This is a genomic window from Photorhabdus luminescens subsp. luminescens (genome assembly GCF_001083805.1).
Taxonomy (GTDB): domain Bacteria; phylum Pseudomonadota; class Gammaproteobacteria; order Enterobacterales; family Enterobacteriaceae; genus Photorhabdus; species Photorhabdus luminescens.
This window is the reverse complement of record NZ_JXSK01000007.1, coordinates 250,026-272,729: the sequence shown is the minus strand read 5'-3', so window position 1 is coordinate 272,729 and position 22,704 is coordinate 250,026. Positions and strand designations below refer to the sequence as shown.

Below are 22,704 nucleotides of genomic sequence, written 5' to 3'. Positions count from 1 at the left end.
CGCAATATACTGCGGGGCAACGGATAAAATTATGTGTTTCTTGATGCTGTATCGTTTTCATCCTCGCTGACAATAAACCACGGAGTGTACAGTTTTTCTCGCAAATATTTCTTAGCGGTGATGACCTTGTATTCCCGTCCCAATGGATCATAAAGATGGGTATCGGCAAACAGATCATCGCGGGCGCTGTCATCACTGACATAGCGCCAGTCATTCAGAAAATAGGGTTGATAAGTACGCACCGGTTGGCCTTTGTCGTCATATTCTGTACGACCGGAAACCGCCCATCGGGTGTCTGTAGCGGCACTGATCAGAACGCCATTTGCATCCACAACCAGCCCACCGTCCTCTTTACGTTGCCAGGCATCACCGGGTTCATGGCGAACTGAACTCTGGAGTAACCGGCCAAAACCATCACTAAAACTCACCGTCTGTTGGTGCTGTTGTTGAGGATCGTTATCGTAGCGGTCAGTGGTGATCCCCAGTACATGTGGCGGTAAACGGGGAATACTTGCCAATAGCGAGATAAGTTGAATCGTTAGGTTCTGATGGCCGATTCCTCGTTTCCCGCCTAGCGCACACACTTTTCCATCTTCAGTAATCATATGAGCGGCACGCAATTGCGCCCATAGCGCTTTTGCTTCTTCTTGTGACTGAGAAAGCTGAGACAGCGATAACGATGGCATCCAGCTATCAACTGCATAGACTAAACATTGGGCAACGGGGAGCGCTCCGGTTAACGCTAACGCCTTATCTACGGAGTCCGGTGGGGTAAAGGGCTGGTTCGAATAACCTGCGGCTTGTCCTGCCTCTGTGCCCCAGAACCGGCTGGTGGTCACGCGACCTAGCGCATCCAGTGTCACAATATGTTGATTATCATTAATATCTGTCAGTTGTACCGGAGTCAGGAAACGATAATCGTAACGGGCTTGCGTCGTTAATCCAGCGGCATCCTGAGTCTGTATTATTACACAATGATGGGTATCCCAGGTCAGAGTGGTTTTCCCTGTCAGCAACGAGTTACGCTGAGCTTGAGGCCGCCAGAACTGTGTGGCATCGCCGTAATCGGTATAGCCTTGCCGCGCTACCCATACCGGACTTTCTGAACCAGTATTGAACAACCGTGTGACTTGCTGATAACCGGCCTGTGTCAGTGCGGTATTCAGTTCCTGCTCCTCAATCACCCCTTCATAAGCTTTTAATGAGATGTCGTCCATCATGGCGGTTTCTTGGAACGCTACCAGTGCCTGTAGTGTGGGTTTTTCTAGAGTGACTGCCGATTGGCCGGCGGTATAAAACGTCTGTTGTTGCCCCAGATAAACGGCGGCTTTTTCATCCGCGAGCAAGCCATCGGCTTTCAGCAAGACTTCAAGAGAGATCCCTTCGGCCGGAATTTTGCTTCGATCGTAAGTATAAACATCACGGCGTTGTGCATTTGGTAAGCCTAATCGCCAGTTTTCTCCGTCAGTCAGGTGATGCCAACTATTTTTTTGTCTCACCAGACGTAATAGTTGTTGCTGGTCATCATAGCTGCTGTCAAACAGGGTTTCCGGCAAGGTAGGCGGGTAGGGATTTACTGCCGGTTTTTCGCGGCGAGGCCAGGCAATATCGACACTTTGCAGTGATTGACCAACAATATCGTGTTGCAACCGGATACTTTGGCTGAACTGTGGATCAGTGATGATACGTTCATAGTGATAGCTGCGATTTTCAATGGCGGTCACCCAGGCAGATAATTCGGTTTCTTTATCTACCGGAATAGAGCGTACCTGATAGCGCGATTCACTGACGGTATAAGGCACCGTTTGCTTATCCGTTCCGTCCAGACCGTAGAGCTCACTGCGTAACAGTTGGCCTTTAAGCGCCCGCGTCAGCCAGTTACGTTGTGTCTCATTGGGGGTAAATACTTGGTCTGTCTGGCTGGCGTTGTCCCAGGCGGTATAACGGGTTTCAAATCCGCTATAAGCTTGAGTGTCTGCTTGCCAATATTCCGTGGCTAATTGGCTATCTACCTGATCCATCCCGGTGGCAAACCAGCTAATACTCAGTGACGGCGCTGCCTGTTCGGGGGCGGTGCCGTGGGAAAACGTTGTAGTATCGGTCTGTTTAACACAACCAAATCCTCTGAATTCCCGTTCTTTACCATCCCAAACTCCGTGGCTGTAGCTGACTTCACTGGTAAGCCGGTTACCGCTAATTTCATCCTGAATTTCGGTATGCCATAGCAGATGCATTGGAAACGGTAAGTAACAAGCCGGGGATTTGCCCGCTTTGGCGATCTGTAATTTCTCATCCAACCAGAATTGCGCGGAACTGCGATAATGTAGGGTGTGATGTGCGCCCCGGTTATTGTTCATCACATTTAACAACCAAGGTTTGGTCAGTGACAGGTCGCAACGCCAGTGATGTGGCGCTATATGCGGCACAGTCAGAATCAGGCTGGCTATTCCTAATCCCTGAATATCGGCGACTTGAAGTTGGCAAGTGTTGTCAAATTGTACTCCTTCTGGCAGCGCTAATGTCAGCGGGGCATCAAACTGATTACCACTTTGATTGAGATAAATAAGCAAAGAGCCGGATTGCGCATAGATAAGGTCGGTGGTGCCGGAGCCGTCGATATCCGCCAGAAACAGCCGTTCGGGATTGAAGCTATTTTCGGGCTGACTAAATCCTGGCAAGGTTAGTGGTTGACCGAAACGGCCATGTCCCAGATTAGGCCAACAAGTGACGCGATTAGCTTTGATTTCCACCAGATGTTGTTGACCGGAACCGAGCATATCACTGAAAGCCACCAGTTTGCGGGCGTCAGTCCCAGTGATGGGTAGGGTGATACCTGTGGATTGGGGCACATCTTGTCCTTTACGCCAGCCGTTTCGCTGGTTGGCATATAAACGCACGCTTTTCGGCCCGATTAATACTAAATCGGATAAACCTGCCCCGGTAAGGTCAGCGAACTGAATGTTTGGATGAAAATATTCCACGGGTAAGGCATTGATTGGGGTAAAGTGCGTCCATTTTCCATCGGGTTGCTGGCTATGGTATCCGCGAATACCGGAGGCGGTGACGACCCAATCCAGTTGACCGTCTCCGTTGATATCCATCAATGAGGCATTATCCTGCAAACTGGGTAGGGTAGGCAGCGGGGCGATTTTGTCGTAAGTGACGGCATTACTGTCTCCGCCTTCCTGACGTTGCGGCGCTTTATACCACCAGGCGCTGCGATCCTGGTACAGCATACCCGGTAATCCTTCTCCCCGCAGATCAACCAATTGGTAACGTTGCTGCGAGTTAAAATTATCTAGTGCATCAAAACGTTGCCATGTCGGCATCTTCTCCAGATCAAACCGCTGCCAGGCTAATTCCAGTGGCGGCTGGGTGACTGGGCTGCCATCCGGTTCATGGCTTAATTGACGGATGGTAATCAATGTGGTGACGCTGGCGTTTTTGTCATATTCCAGTATCAATCGTCCGACCAGTTCCGGCGTGTCATTAGCGCCGGTTTCTCCAGCCATGAGCGCGGTACGGTGAAACATCAGCACCTGTTGACATAAGCGGCGAGTACGCACTTCAAAACCGTATTCATAGCGAGAGAAGATATCTGGACGTACAGACCATTGCGCTGTACCTGTATCCCATGTTGGCACGGTATGAAGCGAAGTATCTCGTTCACCGTGGTCAAAGACCAGATGAAACAGCCACTCTTCCGGTGCGGGAGGGGTGTTATCCAGTACGAACAAGCTGGCTTGTGGTTTGATGTTACCGTAGTTCACCTGTACCAGATAGCGCTGTGCGGTAGTATTGGGATGAGCTGTTTTTTCATTGTCGTCACAATGGGCTTCATCTTCGGCTCGGTATTGATAGCTGACATGTTCGCCAGTTGGCGTTACAGTTTCTTCCAGCAACCACTGGGCGATTTGTTGGTCATTTTGCGGATTTGCCAGACAAGCCTGTGCGGTTTTCCCTAAGATGTGCAGTTGGCCGTCCGGTGATGATATCAGCCAGAAAGCGCGTCCTTCTTGACCGGAGGCAGGTTGCCAGAATTCGATTTTACTGAAATCCAGGATCTGACGGGCTTGATAGCGGGTCACGGTATAGGAGATTGGCAAGGTAACGCCTTGCAGCGTCTTAATGTCTTGACGAATATCAGGTTGCCCTTGGTCATTCAGAGCGATATTCATGACCTCGCCTTGTGGAGATAAGAATGTGTCGTCATTACCGTATTGTGGAATGCCATGTTGGGTGCGTCGGCTAATGGTCATGACGCCACATTGCCAACCGATACCGAAAGGCCCGTTACCTGCACTATTGCTGTAAATCAGCGATAATCCAGGAGCAGTCCCTCTGCCGGTCGAAAGGGGCAACGGCAGAGACAGGGTGGCCATTCCATCAGGGCCGGCAGCATTCAGCGCTTCTCCCATGCCATTGATAGCGCCGCCACCTTTGGGAAGTGACAGCGTTGTAACCGATACTTCTGGTGAATCCTGCATAAAGTACTCCTTACAACAGGCCCCTAACAAGGAAGGGCCTGTAATCGAAAAAGAAAAGAAATTTATGCGTCTCGAATGATGTAATTCAGATGCACAATGATGTCACTCAAATTAGCAGCCAAATCGTGCTGCGATCCCTCTTTACCTGCATGGAAAATATTTAACGCCAGTGTACCGGTTGTTGCATCTCGACCTTCAAAAGGCAGAAAACGGCTGTCGTTAAAGTCGGTGACAAACCGGCCTCCGTCATTCACACCGTGTGATAAGGTAGCGATTTCCGCCCCCATTACCAGTGTGGCTTCAAGATCTTGATAGGGTCCCAGAAGTGTTGGCAGGGTGACGGCGATGCGTTTAATGCGGCGCTTCTTCTCGTTACCCAAGTTGTAAGAGTTCTCCAAACCTAGCTGACTCAAATCCAGTGTTGCTTGGAAGATATCCCCTGTTAGCGTCAGAGTGACGCCGCCGGATGGAGATACCGTTTCCCCGTTAAGCACTTTATTGATATTTTGACTTAAGGTCCCTGTACCAAACAGGGTATCCAGCGACACGGTGCGGATGGCTTCTAGACCGATGCCGCCACGTGCAAGCCAGATGGCATCCAATTTCTGTAGCTCTGAGCTTAAACCTTCCCCGGCTAACAACCCTTGCCACAGATCATTCCACACCGGGACTTGGAATAGACTGTCGCTGTCTTTTTCGCCTAATTCCTGTACTAATGCAGCTTTTGCCTGGAGACATATTGGCAAAGTGGAATCATATATCTGGTAATAGAGCGCGGAGAGACGACCGGCCATCCAGTTATACAGCGCCTGTCCGGTAAAGCGAGTGGTTTGCAGGTCATAAATCGCTTGGGCGTTCGCTTGTTCGGTTTCAGAGAGCGTGATCTGTTTTTGTGCCATCGTAATCTGCTCTTGCAGACTTTGTATCTGGGCATCCAGTTGGGTTATTTCGTTATCAGCAACATCCCGTTGCAGCGTCCATTCTTCCTGACGACGCTGATAACCTGCTGTCACTTCTGAAATACCGGCGCTCTGATCCTGGATACCGGCACCCACTTGGGTTGCTTGCCCGGAGCCAATTAATGGCGCTCCCCATTCAGAACCACCGTTAGCCAGTCCGAAGACGTTAGGTACAGCGTTGGCAATTCCGCCGGCAATCAGTAATCCTGTCGCAATCCCATTGGTAATCATCGCGGTGCTGCGTAATGTCAGACCGGCGATTTCTGCCGCTGACAGACCACCGTTAATCAGGTCGCTGTAGTGTTTTTGCCGTAATGATGCTCCATCACGGCTGGCCTGTAATGCGGTCAGGCTATGTTGCAATCCTTTTAGATTATTTTGCTGTATATCGTTTTGTTGTTTCAGGATGGCTTGCTGTTGAGTCTGCAACAGTAGCGTCATTTTTTCATTATCTTGGCGCTCTAATGTCGTTTGTAAGCTATTGCCGAACTGAGTCAGCAAACTGACGGCAGTGCGGGCGCGTTCTACTAATAGTGGATAGCGCCAGCCTTGAACGCTGCTTTGACCGCCAGCCGGACTGCTGCCTGTACCATCGCCCCCGGCTTGTTGACGTTGCAAGGTTTTCGGATCTACCGGGGTGGCATACAGGGGTAGATTCAGTGGTTGACCATCCAGACTCAGGTTGTGGCGTAGGTTATATAGACGTAATTCAAGCTTATCCCAGAAACCGAGCAGCACATCGTTGTACGGCGGCAGGAAATCGCCGTCACCGATATTGGCGGTATCACCTGCGCTTAGCCAGTCAGCGAAGGTCATTGCTTCTGGCGAACTGAGGAGTGTTGGTGTGGCGATTTTGCCTGCTTCTACACTCAGCGTCGGATTTGGCCAGGTATTGGTGGTATGGATATCAGGGCGCGGTCCCAGTAGCTGTTGCGCCTGAATGTAGTACATTTTGGCTTCGACTAAAGTATCACGCTCAAGCTGACGGTAAGCACTGTCGCCGCGGGCAATCAACAGGTCAAGGGTATGCAGGAATATCGCCAGTTTGTAATGCATCGGGTCCGCCATTGCGATCACATCTGGATCAGTGGTGGCAGGCTGTGTGGTATCCCATGCGGTATCCAGTTCTAATGGCATCACATTCCAATAACGTGGCTTACTGCCATCCATAATGAGCTCGCCATTAGCATTACGGTAACCGGCGCTGCGGAAAATATATTTGTACCAAGTGTCCGCGTCTTCGTAACGTTGCTCGGTTTGCATACGGACCGCAATCAGGAACGGAATATGGAAGAAGATTTCCCACAGATAAATACCATAGGGGCCACTGAAATTATCGACCGGATTAGATCCGCCAAATTGCCCTTGTACGTCGTAATTAAGCAGTGAATCAAGGCTAATATCTAATAGTGCGTTGAGATCTACATAATTAGGGAGGTGTAAATCAATGGCAGAACCAGAAGGTGGTGTAAATTGCTTGCCGTCTGATGAGAATGTGCCGTAGGAGGTAAATATATATGCCGTAAGATTAAAACTACAATAATTGCTATTGTTATAGCTTGTGCCATGACACATACGTAACTTAATGTCTAAATAATCTTTTGAAGGTAAATCAGCACTTCCTGTATTAGGCAAGCTCTTTATTACTGCCTTTGATGAGTCATAACACAACGTCACTCCGGTGCTTGGTGTAGCTCCACCCGTGTTTTGTAAAGTAAGAACTTTTCCATCTTCTGAAATATTTAGTTGGGCATCAGAACCATATTGTGAGCTTACTTCAGTTGGGCTTGATGAACCGGTTGCTCCCCGTCTAGTGTAATCGGTAAAAATAAGCTGAGTGCTCTTTTCCTTTTTCTTTGAAGTCCAGTTATAGTCACTATTCATAACCCAGACATTTTCAGTTTTGGATAAGTTATCACCTTCGTTAGTAATATTAAACCAGCGGATATGTAGCTTATTATTTTGCCAAAAAGATTCTACTGTATCTAAATAGGGTTCGCTAATCCCGGCATTAATTGCTCGCCACTCTGACCATTGATCTGGTTTCAACTTACCGCCATCAGTGACTAAAGTTAATTTCCGCCAATAAAATGCATAGGGGGCATTTTGTGTACGGCCAATAAAGAAGATGGTTTTATTATCCTTACCTTGGCAGGCAGTAATATAGTCAAGGGTAACCAAAGTGTCATAACTAATGAGATAATCGCGTAATTTAGATTCGACTAATTCACTTTTTAATTTCCCTTGAGAAATACCTTGTTCAAATGCGGTAAATATTTCGGTCTTATTTAATCGCAATGTTGGATCAATATAATCCCCGGCATAGAATTTCAACCGCTCCTTGCCAGCCCAAGTGCTATAACGGTGGTTAAAACTATCCCAGTTATATAAAAACTGTTCATCGGCAAAATAGGGTTTTGCTGAGTCGGCCAGTGTGCCGTCATAGCCCTCTATTGCACGATGGATAAACAGTTGCAGACTGCCAATCGCCTCGGACAACGGTGAAGTGGTAACCAGATCGCTAATTTTGGTATCCAGCAACAGATATTCATACAGATCATCAGCGGTCTGGATACTCTCTTTTAAATCTGCGGGGACTTGGGTAGCAATATAATGAGCAACCAATGCATCACGGCGAGCTTCTTTCAACGATTGTGTAAATAAAGATTCAGACATAATCAATTCCTTCTTATCCGGTTACTGATGGTTGCTGATTGCGGCACTTAAGTTTTGGGCTACCGATGCCAGTAAGGCGCTACTCTCGGCGGCAGGATCTGCTTGCATCATGGCCAACAGATTGCCCAGAGTGGTACTACCGACATTCAAGCTTTGTCCGACGCGTAACCAGGTCAGAAGTTGCCAGAGTGATGTAAAACTTTTCGGCCAGTTATTTTCCCCTGATAGCAAAGTATTGACTTGCGCTACCGTACCTTTATCCATTTCATGCAATGTGGCGATCAGTGAAGCAGCGCTATCCGCTGTCATACCTTCGGCATTTAATTGATCGAAACAGCGCATCGCTTCATCACGGGAAACGGTGACCTGAGTTTGCCACTGTTTAAAACGTGATAGCGTGAGTAATAGTTCCGGATTGGGAGCAGGAACATGAGTGATACCGTTGAGTAAACGTTCAGGATAGGTTGTCAGTAATTGCAGATCCTGCTCGGTCAGGCTCAGCCATTTCACAATTAACACTAGCTGGCTAAGTTGCTGAGTAGCAATGACTAGAAAAGTGTCGGTTTGCAAGTTATCCAGTGTGGCATTGTTATGGCTAAACAGGGTTTGAATATCATGCCAGTAGTTTGCCAGTGTAAAAGGATTGCCACTACTGGCTGTGATTTTCTCCAGCCAGAAGGTGACGATACCCATCACATTGCTCTTAATGCCGAAACCGGCACTTAGAGCACGCAGCACTTTCTGCTGTAACGCTGAATCCATTGTTTCTTTAGCGGCAGTTTGACTATTCACACTGTCACAAACGTTTTCCAAGAAATTGAACATCTCTGCGGTGGCGGTGCCGCTCCACTGCGTACTCACCATTCCTTGCAAATAAGTCAGACTCAAGTTCACAGATGACATCCAATCCAATACCTGCTCGGTACGGCGTAAAATCGCCAGCGGTTGCAGGGATTTTGCCTGACCTAATTGTTGCAACAAGATATCTTTTCCGCCTTCCATCAGACGCCATAAAATTTCGGCTTGGGCAAATGTCAGCCCAAACAAACGGGGAATGGCGCCGAAGCGATACAACTGACTGGCGGTATATTCATCCAAGGTAAAACTACCTGCATTACCGAAACAATAGCGACCAATACGGAAAAATTCATCACTGGTGACGCCTAATGCTTTACAGCATATCGTGGACAACTCATCCTGCTCATTTTCTGCATATTTCACCGCTGTACCTAACGCAATGACGTGATTACCGTCGGCAGAGCGGAAAGTGGTTTCATAGAAACTCGGTGTTTGGTCTGGCGTGTAGGGGTTCACTGCGCTAATGAACGTCACAAAGGTATTGGCATCAAGCCCATAGCGCTGTTTCAGGCTGACATACTCTGCCAGTGCTTCAAGGACCGGCTTATCCAGCACAATTTTGTCGTGGTGGTCCGGCACACTACGGCTGGCATTGACAATCAGCCAGTCCAATTCTTCAAATGATAGCCCAGTCTGGGATGATAAACGCACCAGCTTTTCAGCGCGCCCGGCTAAGGCGACTACCGTATCGTCAGTGAAATTCAGGCTCTTGCCGTCGGTTTGAATCCACAGATATTGACCATCAGCCGCGGCGGCCAATGTGCTGTTCAGATAGGCGGCCCCGTAGACATTGACGCGGGTAGCGGCGGTTTCCCCAAAACGAACATAGCGGCTGGCGGCTTTCGCATCAACGCTGCTTTGACTATAAGATTGCTGAGCGGTCAGATCCATTAATTGATTGAAATTTATCCGGGTTTTCTCACAGAAGGTTTCGATAGAATTCAGTGCCGTAGTTAACGCGGAGGCCGAAGATGTTGCATCCCGTAAACTACTGCCGCCAAGGCCATAATGGTGGGTAATATCATCTTCTGTCGGTGCCGGATTGGTCATCAATTGATAACTCACCGGCGTCAGTGACAAGGTTTCGCGGGCTGGCGGCGATGGAATATCGTTAATAGCGGGAGGAATAACATCATCTGGGTTTGTCGGGGTACCTGAACTATCGCTGCAAAAGGTTAATAACAGCCCATTGTCTTTTGTCCCATTGATGACCAGCGCATTTTTCCAGTTTGACTGACCGGAACTATCTACCGCGATATAACCCTGCTCCGTTTTCAGATAGTACTTATCCTTATCCTCGCTGCGTTCTAGGGTGACTGGCAGATGGAAGCCAGATATAGGCTGAGTACTGCCTGATTTATTGGCTACTTGGGCGAAAATACCGTTTTGATCCGGGTTGGTTGGGCTGTTACCTCTTAAGAAACAGCCGGTTAGAACATTACCGTCTCCCATCGTTGTACCATCGGGAGCCCCTAAGTAGTAACACTGTTTTGCCATTGACCAGGTGAGTTGTAATGGTGCGACGATGGCGGCAGCGGCTTGATCAGGATTGCCTGCAATCAATTGTGCGCCGACAATACCGCTCCCGCTGGTGTACTGTGACAGGTAAACCATTGGTTGCCCGCCGAAACCTACCGCTTTGAAATAAAACGTATTGCCGGCAAAAAAAGTATCTTGATTATCATTTTGGGCAGCGAATAGTTTGAGTGTATTCGTATTACCGGCCTGTTCTGAAACCGCTTGTGCCGTGGTATCGGTCAACGTATTCCACACACCGTTCAGCGTTCTGGCTTGTGCCGATAAAGCGGAATCGATTTGCGACAGGTGATCGTCATAAGGTAACGTCATTGGGAAGAACGCGCTGGATAGCTCAGTAATATCTTTACTGCCTTTTTGTAGTATATCTAACAAGATATCAAGGGAAGTGACCTCTTTATTCATCATCGTTTCATTTAATATCAAATCTTTCAGATCAGCTCGGCGATTATCAATATGCAAACTGGAATCTGATTTATGCAGATCTTTAGCAACCTTGTAGAGCGCTGTAGCATAACGACCCGGTGAAAACAGGGATTGAATAGAAGCAGCGTCGGCATATTGACTGGCGCGATTCATTAAATCGCTGAAATCCCCATCACCGCCAATATTCTCTACCAAAGCATCTTGAAGGACAGATACGTTGGCTTGCGCGTTAAGTTTAGTCAGCCCTTTAATGACCGGTTCCTGACGTAATTGCCATGCTCGGTAGAGGGATTTCAGATTTTCTGCCCGTTGCCGCGCCTGACGATAGACGGTATGAGCCTCTTTGACGGGCAGGGTGGGAACGGACTGAACGAAAGCAGCCCGGCTGATTGATGCGATGTCAAAAACGTTTTGATAACCAGCATCAAGCAGGGGTTGTTCGGATGTACCTGATAAAAATGATATTTTACTTTGCATAACAGTCACCATCACATGGTTTAGAATTAGAACATCTTGGAAGGTTAGTTTCGAAAATCGAGCTAGCTTTCTTGGTGTGACAATTCATAAACATTCCTTTTTATTTTCATTTATTTATTGCTGGCTTATTTAAGGTGATACAGGGATAAAGAAACGGCCGATATGTGAAATTTCATTCAAGGTGCTGATAGCAAAAGTGTTATAAAAATGAAAAATAATTTATGATAATGGGGCAGTTCATCATTTATCTTAGGTATTTAGAATCATTTTCACTATTTGGTAAGAGTTGTTAATTGATGGAGGCATGACTTTATAGCGCGGAAGCTTATTATGTTAAGCTCAATTTTTATTAATGTAGGAATAAAAAATTAATTTAATCATAGAGGTCAAGAAACGCCGTAAATAGTTTCAGTTTGAAAATAATCAGGCTTGCATTTATCGGGGCATTTCTGGCCTTTTGCCGATTAATTTGTGGGTCAGTTTTGGTTATTTGAAGAATGGATTCCCTCTACATATATTTGCTGGCGAAAACGCACAAAAACCGATTTCGTTTGCTCTTGCCAGCTTCGTTTGAGCGGTAAAGCGAGTTATTGTTACCGCATCTTACGCCACAATGGCATGATATTGGTCAACACATCGGGGGGAGGGCAAGGATCATTCACCTTTGCCATTTTCCATAAACCGGTCTGGCTTTTACGGGCCGCATTATTGGACATGAAAACTTGATATAACGAGCCTGTATCGCTGGCATGATTATGGGTATCAAGAAAACCTTTATTTCCCCATCGATTATAGAGAGAGATACTATCGCCTTCTCTAATGTTTTCATTTGGTGGTGTGGTTTCACAATAAATAACCCATTCTAATGTCGCTCTGGTGCGGGTATCTGAGGTGTAGACTTGATGTATTTCGGTTAATTGTTCATTTTGATCCACCACATCATAATATCGCAAATAACCGCCATCACAGTAATATAAGTTGTGAAGCAAAATAATATCATTATTGATTATTTCACTGCCGACAGATTTTCCTGTTGCTGACTCAATTCTCCAGGCGCCGCCATAAATAGCTAAAGAAGCATCTACGGTTACCACGCCATATTTTGTTCCGGGTTTATTACCGTTGCCAAATACACTGAGATACCCACCGCTCCAGTTCTTGTAGCTGTTTAATATTGTCACGGTATCTCCATATTTAAGTACATTATCCATCGTTTCCTCGGAAAATAGGTTATTGCCTTTCAAACAACTGATACTTACCCTGAAATGACTTTCTATCCGATTAGGTTATTAGTGCATAACTTCTGATGTCATTTCAGGACTCGGTTATTGTCATGAACAGGTTATCTCGCCTTTTATGTGATCCCGGGTGGGCTTAAAATAGGTACGAATTCCTGTACTGTTGGATATTCATAGCAACGGGAGATAGGGAAAGAAAAGATTAAAAAATTAATTTTTATCGGGGGGATTAGAACGGTGTCATCTTTGCGGATATATCTATCGTGATGTACAGAAAAAAGCGGCATATTACCGCTTTAATTTACTGATAGATGTTATCTCTACAGGTGTTGCCAGAGTGGTATATTTTGGCTTTTGATTCACGCTTGTGACCAAATTAACACGACTATGCTGTCATCGTAATTATTATTGCCCCCATTGCTGGCGCCGATAATGGCGGTTCCCGGCTTTTCATCAAGGGTGTTATAGGCGTAACGGAGTTTACAGGGTTTGCCGTCGCCGATAATTTCAATGCAGACTTTTCCTGTGCTTGATGAGTAACTTTTAAAGCCCAACACACTACTGACACTTTGATTGATTAATGTATCGACTAATTGATCGTCAATATACACTTTTATTGTCTGTTGATGAGCCGTATTACCATAGGCTGACAGGCTAAGCTTTATATTGTGAGGTAACTGAAAACAGTGTTTACCGGTGTTATTGCTGCCACATATTCCGCCACAGCTTCTATACTCACTCCCTAACGAATCGATATCAACCGATACGGCGGCTTGAATTTTTTTGAAGGTGACTCCGTTCCAGTAAGCTTGAATAAAGGAGGGTCCACTATCGATAACCTGAGATTTTGTATTGTATTGGATGTAATAACTATCTTTGAAAAAGTAAATAATAGAACCGGCGGTATTCTTCCATAAAATAACAGCATCGAGGTCTTCACTGAATCCTGCATATTTCCCGGTAGCGCCCCATCGGTCTGAAATAGTTTTTTTATTGATTGTGTGTGAACTGACGGTGTAATCGATGCAATCTTTGCCTTTAAAGAAACAGACAACATCTTGTTTTGTATCCACCCATTCTGTGGCTGCATCTATACCATTTTCAAATCCAGTACCTTTCAACCCCGGCCATTCGTCAATGATGGGTTTTGGCCCATCAATCACCAAGGCTTTGGCTATATCGAATTTAAGGTATTGAGAGCCTTTAAAAAAATATAATGAGCCATTTAAATTAATCACATCGTCAATATCTTTTTGAAACTCGATAGGGAGACCAGGCCAATCGTTGCTGATAGATTGGGGATAGCCAGTGTCTGCTTTATCGTCTGAGTCGTTATATCTAATGTTTTCTGAGTTAAGAAATAAATAGGTCTTTGAATTCATTTTTTACATCCTTAATCATGGTTAATTTGAATGTCATTTTAATGTGTTTACTCGATTTTCTATTTTCAGATATCACAGCGATATATTTTTTCTCATGATAATGGCCAATTCAACACTACCACACTATCATCATAATTGTCATTGGAACCATTGTTAGCGCCGATAATGGCTGATCCTGGTTTTGTTTCGAGCGTGTTATAGGCATAACGGAGTTTGCAGGGTTTACCCTCTCCGATAATCTCGATACAGATTTTGCCGGTACCTGATGTGTAGGTTTTAACATCTGTTATGTGACTTATTCCCTTACCGGTTAAGGTATCGACCAATCGGTCGTCGATATAGACATTGATTGTTTGCTGATGAATATCACTATTTACGTAGGCAGTCAGGCCAAAGCGAATACTTTGAGGTAATTGGAAACAGTGTTTACCGGAGTTATTAATCCCACATGTTCCGCCGCAGTTTATATTGATATCACCACCTAATACATTTGGATCAACTGACACTGCCGCTTGAATTTTATTGAAAGTGACGCCTTTCCATTTAGTTTGAATAAGGTCGGGTTCACCATACATACTATTCAATATTAGATGTAAGCGGAGATATTCATTGCCTTTGAAAAGATAAATAAAATAACCGGTGTTCCGCCATAAAATCGCGGCATCTAAATTCGCGCTAAATTTCGCGTATTCCCCGGTAATTCTCCATCTTTCTGCGATAGTTTTTTTGTCGATGGTATGTGAGCTAACCGTATAATTGATACACTCTTTGCCTTTAAAAAAACAAACGATATCTTTTTTTGTATCTATCCACTCTGTGGCAGCATCTATCCCGTTTTCAAATTCCGTTCCTGCTAATCCCGGCCATCCCGCTATAATGGGTTTTGGTCCATCGATAACTTGTGCTTTTGCAATATCGAATTTAAGATATTGCGAGCCTTTAAAGAAATACAAAGAACCATTTAAATTAATCACATCATCGATATGCCTTTGAAACTCAATAGGCAGATTAGGCCAATTATTACGGATAGGTTGAGGATAACTGGTATCGATGTTATTTAATGGGTCATTATATTTAATATTTTCTGAGTTGAGAAAAAAATAGGTGTTTGTATTACTATCATTGCCAATCTCGCTACCTAATAAATCCGTATCAAGTGATACCGCGGCTTGAACTCTTTCGAAGGTCACGCCACGCCAATTAGCGCCAATGGGTGCTTGGCCATCAATAGTATTCGATTTCAGATGAATCCTGATGTTCGAATTATCTTTGAACAGGAAAAGAAAAGGGCTGCCAATATTTTTCCATAGAATAGCTGCATCCAGATTTTCACTAAATTCTAAGTATTGCTCTGTTATTCCCCATCGGTCTGCGATAGTTTTTTTGCTAACAGTATGTGAACTCACCGTATAATCAATACAATCACTGCCTTTAAAGAAACAGACGACATCTGTCATACCTGTTTTTTCTACATCGAGCCATTCCGTGGCAGCGTTTATCCCGTTTTCAAATTCCGTTCCTGCTAATCCCGGCCATCCTTCTATGATAGGTTTTGGCCCCTCAATCACTTTTGCTTTTGCGATATCAAATTTAAGATATTGTGAGCCTTTAAAGAAATATAAATAGCCGTTTAAATTGATCGCATCATCAATATGTCTTTGAAACTCAATAGGAAGATCAGGCCAATCATTATTTATAGGCCGGGGATAACCAATGTCTGCTTCATACGATTTCTGATTGTGTCTGATATTTTCTGAACCAAGGAAAAGATAACTTGATGTATTCATTTATATATCCTTATTGATGATTGGACTTTAATATGTTGTTTGAATTTGTTTTTTACAGTTAAAATAGAGTAAAAGAGATATTAATATTGTTTCGCTTTAATGTTTTCATATTTATTACCTATGTTAGTGTGCAGGGAAATTAATACTATTAATGAGTCATAAGCAAGACTATATATTAACAACTCATTAATGGATTTAATATTGTTGTATTTTGTGTGACTTACTTTATTTAAGAATTAAAAATAAACTTGAACTGAGATATAAAATACAAGATTAAGGTGTAATTGTATTTTTTATAGGAGATATTTTAGTCATGAAATTAGAACAACATGAAAGTTCAATCTCAATTGAAAGTTTATCTAATTCCAATTCCGTTCCAATAACGGTATGGGAACCCAATTTATATCCTGAAGGTCGGTGGATAGATTCGACAATACAGCGAGCTGGTGTGTTGTTTAAGGATTCGGCCTATGCGACTAGCGCCTGGGATATAGTCAGTATTGGGGGAAGGAAAGCTTTCAAGGCACAAACTTTGTCTAAATCTGGCAATGGTGGTAGCCATTGTTTCGGGATTGCAACAGATACACCTGTTGATGCCAGACATTGCTATTGTGAGCTTGACCTGTTTTGTAATCCATATCCTGACATTTCAGTGTGTGTGCTATCCAGGAAAACCAGTGCAAGCGGTACATATCAAAATATTGGTTACGGCTATATGGCGATTCACTTAACCGGGGGATATAAAGGTAAGTCCCAATGGATGCCATCAAATATTTCGTTGGGTACTTCGATTGACACTGCGACGCCTTATGTCATGGTTTGGAATCTTCAGGCTAATTTGATTCAGTCAGTAAATTTTGTTGGTAAACAAACGGACGGTATTTATAAAGGGCAACCAACATTAGGTAGTACTCATTCTGGTGTTCCATTGAGCTATGAATGGCCCAAAAATACCTGGTCACGTTGGCGTATTGGATTGCTTGCGGCAAATAACGGTACATTAATCATTGAGTGGTATAATATTGTGGCAGATAAATGGAAGGTAGAGCTTTGCCAATATAATATGAACACGCTTATGACGGGAAATCTTGCGTCTGGTCAGACAGGGATTATTTCTGGCATGTCTTCTACGGCGACTACAATAGATCAACAAAATTCTCTTTACCGAACGCCATTTGATCGAGCGATATTTTTTCAAGATTTTTAAGATGGAGTATTGAGTTTGATTATTTAACTATCTTGTGTGATATATGTAAAGGGGCTTTCTTCTTAGCCCCATATATCGTTGTAATATAGAAAAATTATTTTTGTTTATGGTGCAATTTACCAAAGTATTTTTAATTTACACCAGCGGCCAATTTAACATGACTACGCAGTCATTGTAATTATCATTAGTGCCATTTTCAGCGCCGATAATCGCTGTTCCCGGTTTTCCATCAAGGGTGTTATCGAAATAACGCAGTTTGCTGGGTTTGCCATTTCCTTCAATTGCAATACAAACTTTTCCTGTACCTGATGTGTAGATTTTAGTCGCCATCGGATTATTTTTTCCTTTGTTGGTTAATGTATCTACCAGAAGGTCGTCAATATAGACTTTTACCGTTTGCTGAATGTTCGTATTATTATAGGCAGTTAGTCCGAATCTAATACTATGAGGCAACTGTAAACAGTGTTTACCGGTGTCATTGGTGCCACATGTTCCGCCACAGCTACTATTGCTACCACGGTCACTGCCTAACAAATCTGTATCAACAGAGACTGCCGCTTGAATTTTGTTGAAAGTGACTCCAGGCCAACCAGCTTGGGTGGATGTAGGCCCAATATCAATAGTATTTGAATTTGTATTGTATCGGATATAATTACCATCTTTGAAAAGGTAAATTAAATAGCCAGCAATATTCCTCCATAAAATAACAGCATCCAGATTAGAGTTGAATCCAGAGTAATTTCCGGTAGTTCCCCACCTGGCTGAAATCGTTTTCTTACTAATTGTGTGTGAACTAACGGTATAATCAATACAATCGCGACCTTTAAAGAAACAAACAACATCTCGTTTTGTATCGACCCATTCTGTGGCAGCATCTATCCCATTTTCAAACTCAGTGCCTCTTAATCCCGGCCATCCCTCTATAATGTGTTTTGGCCCTTCAATCACCTGCGACTTCTTTATGTCGAATTTGAGATATTGCGAACCTTTAAAAAAGTATAAATAACCATTTAAATTAATTACATCGTCAATATGTCGTTGAAACGCGATAGGAAGGCTAGGCCAATTTTTACTGATAGGTTGGGGAGTGTCCCCTTTATTTATTTGTGCATCATCATGATATTTAATGTTTTCTGCATCAAGGAATAAGTAGGTATTTGTATTCATTATTATATCTCCTTTATGGTGATTAATTATTTAAACTTACTATTTCTAGATAATATATAATAAAAATGATATTCAAAGCTTTGATTATGATTGTTTTGTATTTATTATTTGCAGAGTGATGTGGGGTAATTTATTTCATTGATGGTTTGTAATCAAGATTGTATATTAATAAATAATTGATGAATTTAATGGCGTTGATGTTTTGCAAAAATAAAAATACTATGATAAGAGATGGATTTTTATTATATAAATAAGATGTGAAACATGGTTTATATTTTTAAAATATTCTCTTTGAATGTTTTTTATTGAATAATAATACCTTGGTATATATTTGGTTAATAATGAATTTAGCATAGTAAAAAGCGGTATAATACCGCTTTTTTTACATCATTTACTAAGCTAAATGAGTAAAGCATTTAATAGTGATGGAAAAATAAAAACTTAATTGTTATTGACATTAATGGTACAATTCTAATAAATTAATGCTTTGATATATGATTGTTTTTTATTATCAAGCCGAATTTGGTTGAACTAAAATAGAATTTATTTTTTACATCAAAACTGTTAAATTCCAAACTTTCGGGACATGGTAGTGGCCGTAGTGTCAACTCTGAGCAAACACCGTTATTGAGACAAAGTTCATTTTGATTTCTAATAAATCATAGGGCAAAAACACAGTGAAAACAGGGCTAAAACAACGCTTTCATATACTAATAGGATTAGCAATAATGCTAATCATAATCCAATTGTTTGATACTTTGACCGGCGGCGCACTAAGCAATTTCGGTATCATTCCCCGATATGCTCAAGGGCTAATGGGTATTCCACTATCTCCATTCCTGCATGGTAACTGGGGGCACTTATTCAGCAATCTCCCGGCATTATTAGTATTAAGTGCGTTATTGATGGCACATTCTATTCGTTATTATGTGCTAGCCAGCCTGTTTATTATCTTTGTGGGCGGAACATTAGTCTGGTTATTTGGACGCACGGCTATTCATATTGGCGCCAGCGGATGGATTTTTGGTTTATGGGGATTGCTGCTGGCTAACGCTTTTTTCCTGAGAAGAGTAAAAGATTTCTTCTTTGCGATTCTAGTGTTTATGTACTACGGCGGGATTGTGTTTGGCCTGTTACCGTGGCAAGCGGATATTTCAACGGAAGGCCATATCTTTGGCGCGATATCTGGGCTGGCTTTCTCTTGGTTGTCAAAGAAATGGGTAATAACGGGCCATTAGTTTTATGGCATTGGGGATAGCAGATTATCCCCATTTCAGATATTCATTAATAGTAAACAATAAAAAAATAAACCAAGTTATTTTCATTCCGGGGATAAATGAATTTCCATTTAGAATAGAATGACCACTTAGGATATTTAGGCGTATGATATTGCGATTTTAACCATAGTCTCATTTCTGAATTAAGAACCACGTTCTATATCGTTCAAAAGAGCTCAATTTAACTCTATTTCCATGAAGTAAGAATTTTATTTGTGTTTTTTTAAAAAAATAATATAACGTCAATAATAGGATAGATAGGATATATTCAATGCGTAGTAGACTCTTTCTTTGGTTACTTATTCTACCATTAATATTAAGTTGTTATGGTGGATGGCAATATTACCGAACCAGTGAACTGACTATGGCAATGGATCAATGAGATAGAACGCAGTTTTGCGTATGCGAAGCAGCATCATGGGCGCCGTTATGCCTGCTTTCGGTTCGGGGGTTGCTGACAGTGCAAATACAGTGTCTTTTGGCGGCAACGGCCCAAACCGTGAACGTCTCTATGTGCCAAATAAACTGGAGAATATCAGATAAGTAATGTTTGAAAGTAATCATTGTTGATTGTTTTGTTTTGATGGAGTAAAGTCATCGTATATGATTACAAGGATGCTGATATGAAATTTACCGTAACGGTAATTGGCGCCGCCCGTAAGGAATTAGGGAAACTTCCTGTAGGGTTGCAGGTCGCGCTTGTTGATGCAATGGAAGAACTTGAAAATTCAGGACCGGAGCTCAGGGAACCAAGAGTAAGGGATGTAGGCAATGGACTGAAAGAGTTGAGAGTAAGTGCCAGTGAAGGTATTGCGCGTGGATTTTTCTTCTTTCATACGGGCAGACAAATTTTTGTAGTACATGTTCTGCAGAAAAAGACCCAGAAGACACCTAAAACGTCACTGGAACTGTCCCGGGAACGAATGAAAGTGGTAAAGAGGATGCTGGAATGAAAATGAACAGTGATGATTACGATTTCGTTACGCTGTCTGATGTTAAGGCTGAGCTCCTGGCAACAACTGAAGGGCTGGAGGCATGGGATGATCTTCAGGCTCGCAAGGCTCTTGTCCAGCAACTCAAACTGGCGCGCAAAGCCTGCAAAATGACTCAGGAAGATGTTGCCCGTCGGATGGGAACCCAGAAACAGAATATCAGCCGACTGGAAAGAGGGGAGGTTGATCCTCAGTTGGGAACACTCAATCGCTATGCTGCTGTTTTAGGCGGACGATTTGTTTTTCAGGCCGGTTGAATTCACTCACATGCTGGTAAGAACAACCTGGTGGTTGCTCAGATTATTGACAAAGTGCTGGTTTTTTATCCGTCACTTTGTTTTAATTCAGTTCCGTTCACCAGACGGAGCTTGCCGCCCTGTTAAGAACACCGTCTCCCCAAACTTTCCCGCCAGAAACTCTGTCGCTTGACGAGCTGGTCCCCAAAAACCCTTTGGTCCGTCAAGTCGATGTTGCCATTGATTTCGACTTGATCTGCGAATGAGTCGCCCCGTTGTATTGCCACAATAATGGCCGGCCTGCCATTGATCCGGTCGGGCTGATTGAGATGATATTACTGGGCTATTTATTTGGCATTCCCAGTGAACGCCGTCTGGTACAAAAATTAGCCCAAATACCCCTGCCGGGGGATAAAACCGGATAAATGAGGCGGGTGGCATGATCCTTCATCATGAAAGAAACAAACCTCGTGATTTTCAGCGAGGTTTGTCAGCGGTCTGAGGGTATATTATATAACCACTAATTTTTTAATTTCGTGCGGTTATGTCCATTTCAACGCGGCATCATCTACAGGCTGTCCCAAAACCTGTTTATCTTTTTTGTAATCATGCGGAACCTGCCAGTTTGAATTACGTCCCTGACGAGGAAGTAAGTCCTCTGCACGTTTTACATAACCAGATTGCAAGGCGCTAAAAATATGTTCGTCCTCTTGCATTTCACCCGGCTGAGCACATGGTGTCACCGTTGTAGCGTCACGACGATCCATCTCGTTCAACAAACGGCAGATATAATCCGCAGATAGATCAACTTTCAACGTCCAGGGGTTATTGATATAACCAAACAGACAGGCAAAATTAGGGATATTCTGTATCAACGTGCCCTTATAAAGCATGCGATCATGACCTTGTTGCTTTTGCCCATCAATAGAGAGTTCAATTCCGCCAAGAAAATGTAATTGCAGTCCAGTGGCGGTAACAATAATATCCGCTGGTAACTCTTGGCCGGATTGTAATGAGATGCTGTTTTCAGTTATGCGTTCAATATTGTCAGTAACGATAGAGGCTTTACCTTCTTTCAGTACCTTAAATAGGTTATTACTGGGAATAAAACAGAGCCGTTCATCCCACGGCATGTATTTTGGCGTCAAGTGTTTCATGTCAAAATCTGGGCCGACGCGTTTGCGAGCAGATGACAGTAAAAATGATTTCAATAAATTAGGTAAATGGCGACTCGTTTTATAAATTAAGCGCTGTAGAAAGAGATTGCGATTTCTACTCAATGCGTAAATCCAGCGCTGTGGAATAATGCCTTTGCAGAACTCTGCTATCTTATCTCTTCCAGGGATTGACAGAATATAACTCGGGGAGCGCTGTAGCATCGTAATATGTTTAGTATCATTTGCCATTGCAGGAAGTAGAGTGACTGCTGTTGCGCCGCTACCAATCACAACAACCCGCTTTCCTTTGTAATCTAATCCTTCAGGCCAGTGTTGAGGATGAATTACCGGGCCTTTAAAATCTTCAATGCCGGGGAATTTAGGTAAATGAGGTTCATCATAGTTATAATAACCTGTTGCAGCGACGAGAAAACGACAGGTAAATTGCCGAGTTTCCCCACTGATTTCATCAACCGCGGTAACGGTCCACTGGCGAGTCGCATTGGACCAGTCAGTATGCGTGATTTTTAGTCCAAACTGTATTTTCTTATCAATTTCATACTCTTTTGCTGTTGCATCGATATAACTTCTAATTGAAGGCCCATCGGCAAAAATACTGGTGTCTGTCCAAGGGCGGAATTTATAGCCATAACTCATCATATCTGAATCTGAGCGAATGCCTGGATAGCGAAATAAATCCCAAGTACCGCCTATTGTTTGGCGACGTTCTAAGATAATAAACTTCTTATCAGGACATTTCTTTGTTAAATGACATGCTGTACCAATGCCCGCAATACCAGCGCCAATAATCAAAACATCATAATGGTTACTCACTGTATCTC

The 22,704-nt window shown here is 43.5% G+C and carries 12 protein-coding genes and 2 pseudogenes; 6 read left to right on the top strand and 8 right to left on the bottom strand.

What is annotated here, in order from left to right; all coding sequences use genetic code 11:
* Positions 1-29: 29 nt before the first annotated feature.
* From tcaC to TI10_RS26405, 6 genes are all read right to left on the bottom strand, one after another.
* Positions 30-4,487 carry an insecticidal toxin complex protein TcaC gene (gene tcaC / locus TI10_RS16850; protein ID WP_049584548.1) on the bottom strand — a complete coding sequence of 1,486 codons (4,458 nt, stop codon included), beginning with the start codon at positions 4,485-4,487 and terminating at the stop codon, positions 30-32.
* 62 nt (positions 4,488-4,549) lie between these two features.
* Entirely contained in the window at positions 4,550-8,122 is a 3,573-nt protein-coding gene (gene tcaB / locus TI10_RS16845; RefSeq protein WP_049584547.1) for an insecticidal toxin complex protein TcaB, read from the bottom strand.
* Between the two features lie 21 nt (positions 8,123-8,143).
* Positions 8,144-11,431: an insecticidal toxin complex protein TcaA gene (gene tcaA / locus TI10_RS16840; RefSeq protein WP_074525081.1), complete on the bottom strand. Its 3,288-nt coding sequence runs from the start codon at positions 11,429-11,431 to the stop codon at positions 8,144-8,146.
* Positions 11,432-12,012: 581 nt separating this feature from the next.
* The gene (locus TI10_RS16835) at positions 12,013-12,630 is read right to left on the bottom strand and encodes a hypothetical protein (RefSeq protein WP_049584545.1); all 618 of its coding nucleotides are present in this window, start codon (positions 12,628-12,630) and stop codon (positions 12,013-12,015) included.
* 386 nt (positions 12,631-13,016) lie between these two features.
* A complete protein-coding gene (gene ppxB, locus TI10_RS16830; RefSeq protein ID WP_049584544.1) occupies positions 13,017-14,039 on the bottom strand; it encodes a photopexin PpxB in 1,023 nt (340 codons plus the stop codon).
* Between the two features lie 92 nt (positions 14,040-14,131).
* Complete coding sequence (locus tag TI10_RS26405; RefSeq protein ID WP_279615330.1) at positions 14,132-15,826, bottom strand: fucose-binding lectin II; 1,695 nt, start codon at positions 15,824-15,826, stop codon at positions 14,132-14,134.
* A gap of 313 nt (positions 15,827-16,139) precedes the next feature.
* Here TI10_RS26405 and TI10_RS16815 point away from each other — a divergent pair, with 313 nt between their 5' ends.
* Positions 16,140-17,033, top strand: a complete 894-nt coding sequence (locus TI10_RS16815; RefSeq protein WP_049584543.1) for a hypothetical protein — start codon at positions 16,140-16,142, stop codon at positions 17,031-17,033.
* A 135-nt stretch (positions 17,034-17,168) separates the two neighbouring features.
* Here the strand turns inward: TI10_RS16815 and TI10_RS16810 are convergent, their stop codons facing one another.
* The gene (locus TI10_RS16810; protein ID WP_049584542.1) at positions 17,169-18,200 is read right to left on the bottom strand and encodes a fucose-binding lectin II; all 1,032 of its coding nucleotides are present in this window, start codon (positions 18,198-18,200) and stop codon (positions 17,169-17,171) included.
* A gap of 677 nt (positions 18,201-18,877) precedes the next feature.
* Between TI10_RS16810 and TI10_RS16805 the strand changes: the two genes are divergently transcribed.
* The 5 genes and pseudogenes from TI10_RS16805 to TI10_RS25230 all read left to right on the top strand — a co-directional run.
* Positions 18,878-19,438, top strand: coding sequence for a rhomboid family intramembrane serine protease (locus TI10_RS16805; RefSeq protein ID WP_049584541.1), 561 nt, complete (start codon positions 18,878-18,880; stop codon positions 19,436-19,438).
* A gap of 422 nt (positions 19,439-19,860) precedes the next feature.
* A pseudogene (locus tag TI10_RS25235) lies at positions 19,861-20,024 on the top strand (IS5/IS1182 family transposase); the annotation flags it as partial.
* A gap of 76 nt (positions 20,025-20,100) precedes the next feature.
* The gene (locus TI10_RS16800) at positions 20,101-20,430 is read left to right on the top strand and encodes a type II toxin-antitoxin system RelE/ParE family toxin (RefSeq protein ID WP_049584540.1); all 330 of its coding nucleotides are present in this window, start codon (positions 20,101-20,103) and stop codon (positions 20,428-20,430) included.
* A gap of 2 nt (positions 20,431-20,432) precedes the next feature.
* On the top strand, positions 20,433-20,726 hold the full coding sequence (locus TI10_RS16795) for a helix-turn-helix domain-containing protein (RefSeq protein ID WP_139180561.1): 294 nt from the start codon (positions 20,433-20,435) through the stop codon (positions 20,724-20,726).
* Between the two features lie 119 nt (positions 20,727-20,845).
* A pseudogene (locus TI10_RS25230) lies at positions 20,846-21,094 on the top strand (transposase); the annotation flags it as partial.
* Between the two features lie 153 nt (positions 21,095-21,247).
* On the opposite strand, the gene TI10_RS16790 reads toward TI10_RS25230, so the two are convergent.
* A complete protein-coding gene (locus TI10_RS16790; protein ID WP_049584538.1) occupies positions 21,248-22,696 on the bottom strand; it encodes a flavin-containing monooxygenase in 1,449 nt (482 codons plus the stop codon).
* Positions 22,697-22,704 lie beyond the last annotated feature (8 nt).

Coding starts and splice junctions, on each gene's coding strand:
- TI10_RS16810 (WP_049584542.1), bottom strand. CDS start 18,200: ATGAATACAAATACCTACTTATTCCTTGATGCAGAAAACATTAAATAT.
- ppxB (WP_049584544.1), bottom strand. CDS start 14,039: ATGAATTCAAAGACCTATTTATTTCTTAACTCAGAAAACATTAGATAT.
- tcaA (WP_074525081.1), bottom strand. CDS start 11,431: ATGGTGACTGTTATGCAAAGTAAAATATCATTTTTATCAGGTACATCC.
- TI10_RS16835 (WP_049584545.1), bottom strand. CDS start 12,630: ATGGATAATGTACTTAAATATGGAGATACCGTGACAATATTAAACAGC.
- TI10_RS16795 (WP_139180561.1), top strand. CDS start 20,433: ATGAACAGTGATGATTACGATTTCGTTACGCTGTCTGATGTTAAGGCT.
- TI10_RS26405 (WP_279615330.1), bottom strand. CDS start 15,826: ATGAATACATCAAGTTATCTTTTCCTTGGTTCAGAAAATATCAGACAC.
- tcaC (WP_049584548.1), bottom strand. CDS start 4,487: ATGCAGGATTCACCAGAAGTATCGGTTACAACGCTGTCACTTCCCAAA.
- TI10_RS16800 (WP_049584540.1), top strand. CDS start 20,101: ATGAAATTTACCGTAACGGTAATTGGCGCCGCCCGTAAGGAATTAGGG.
- TI10_RS16815 (WP_049584543.1), top strand. CDS start 16,140: ATGAAATTAGAACAACATGAAAGTTCAATCTCAATTGAAAGTTTATCT.
- tcaB (WP_049584547.1), bottom strand. CDS start 8,122: ATGTCTGAATCTTTATTTACACAATCGTTGAAAGAAGCTCGCCGTGAT.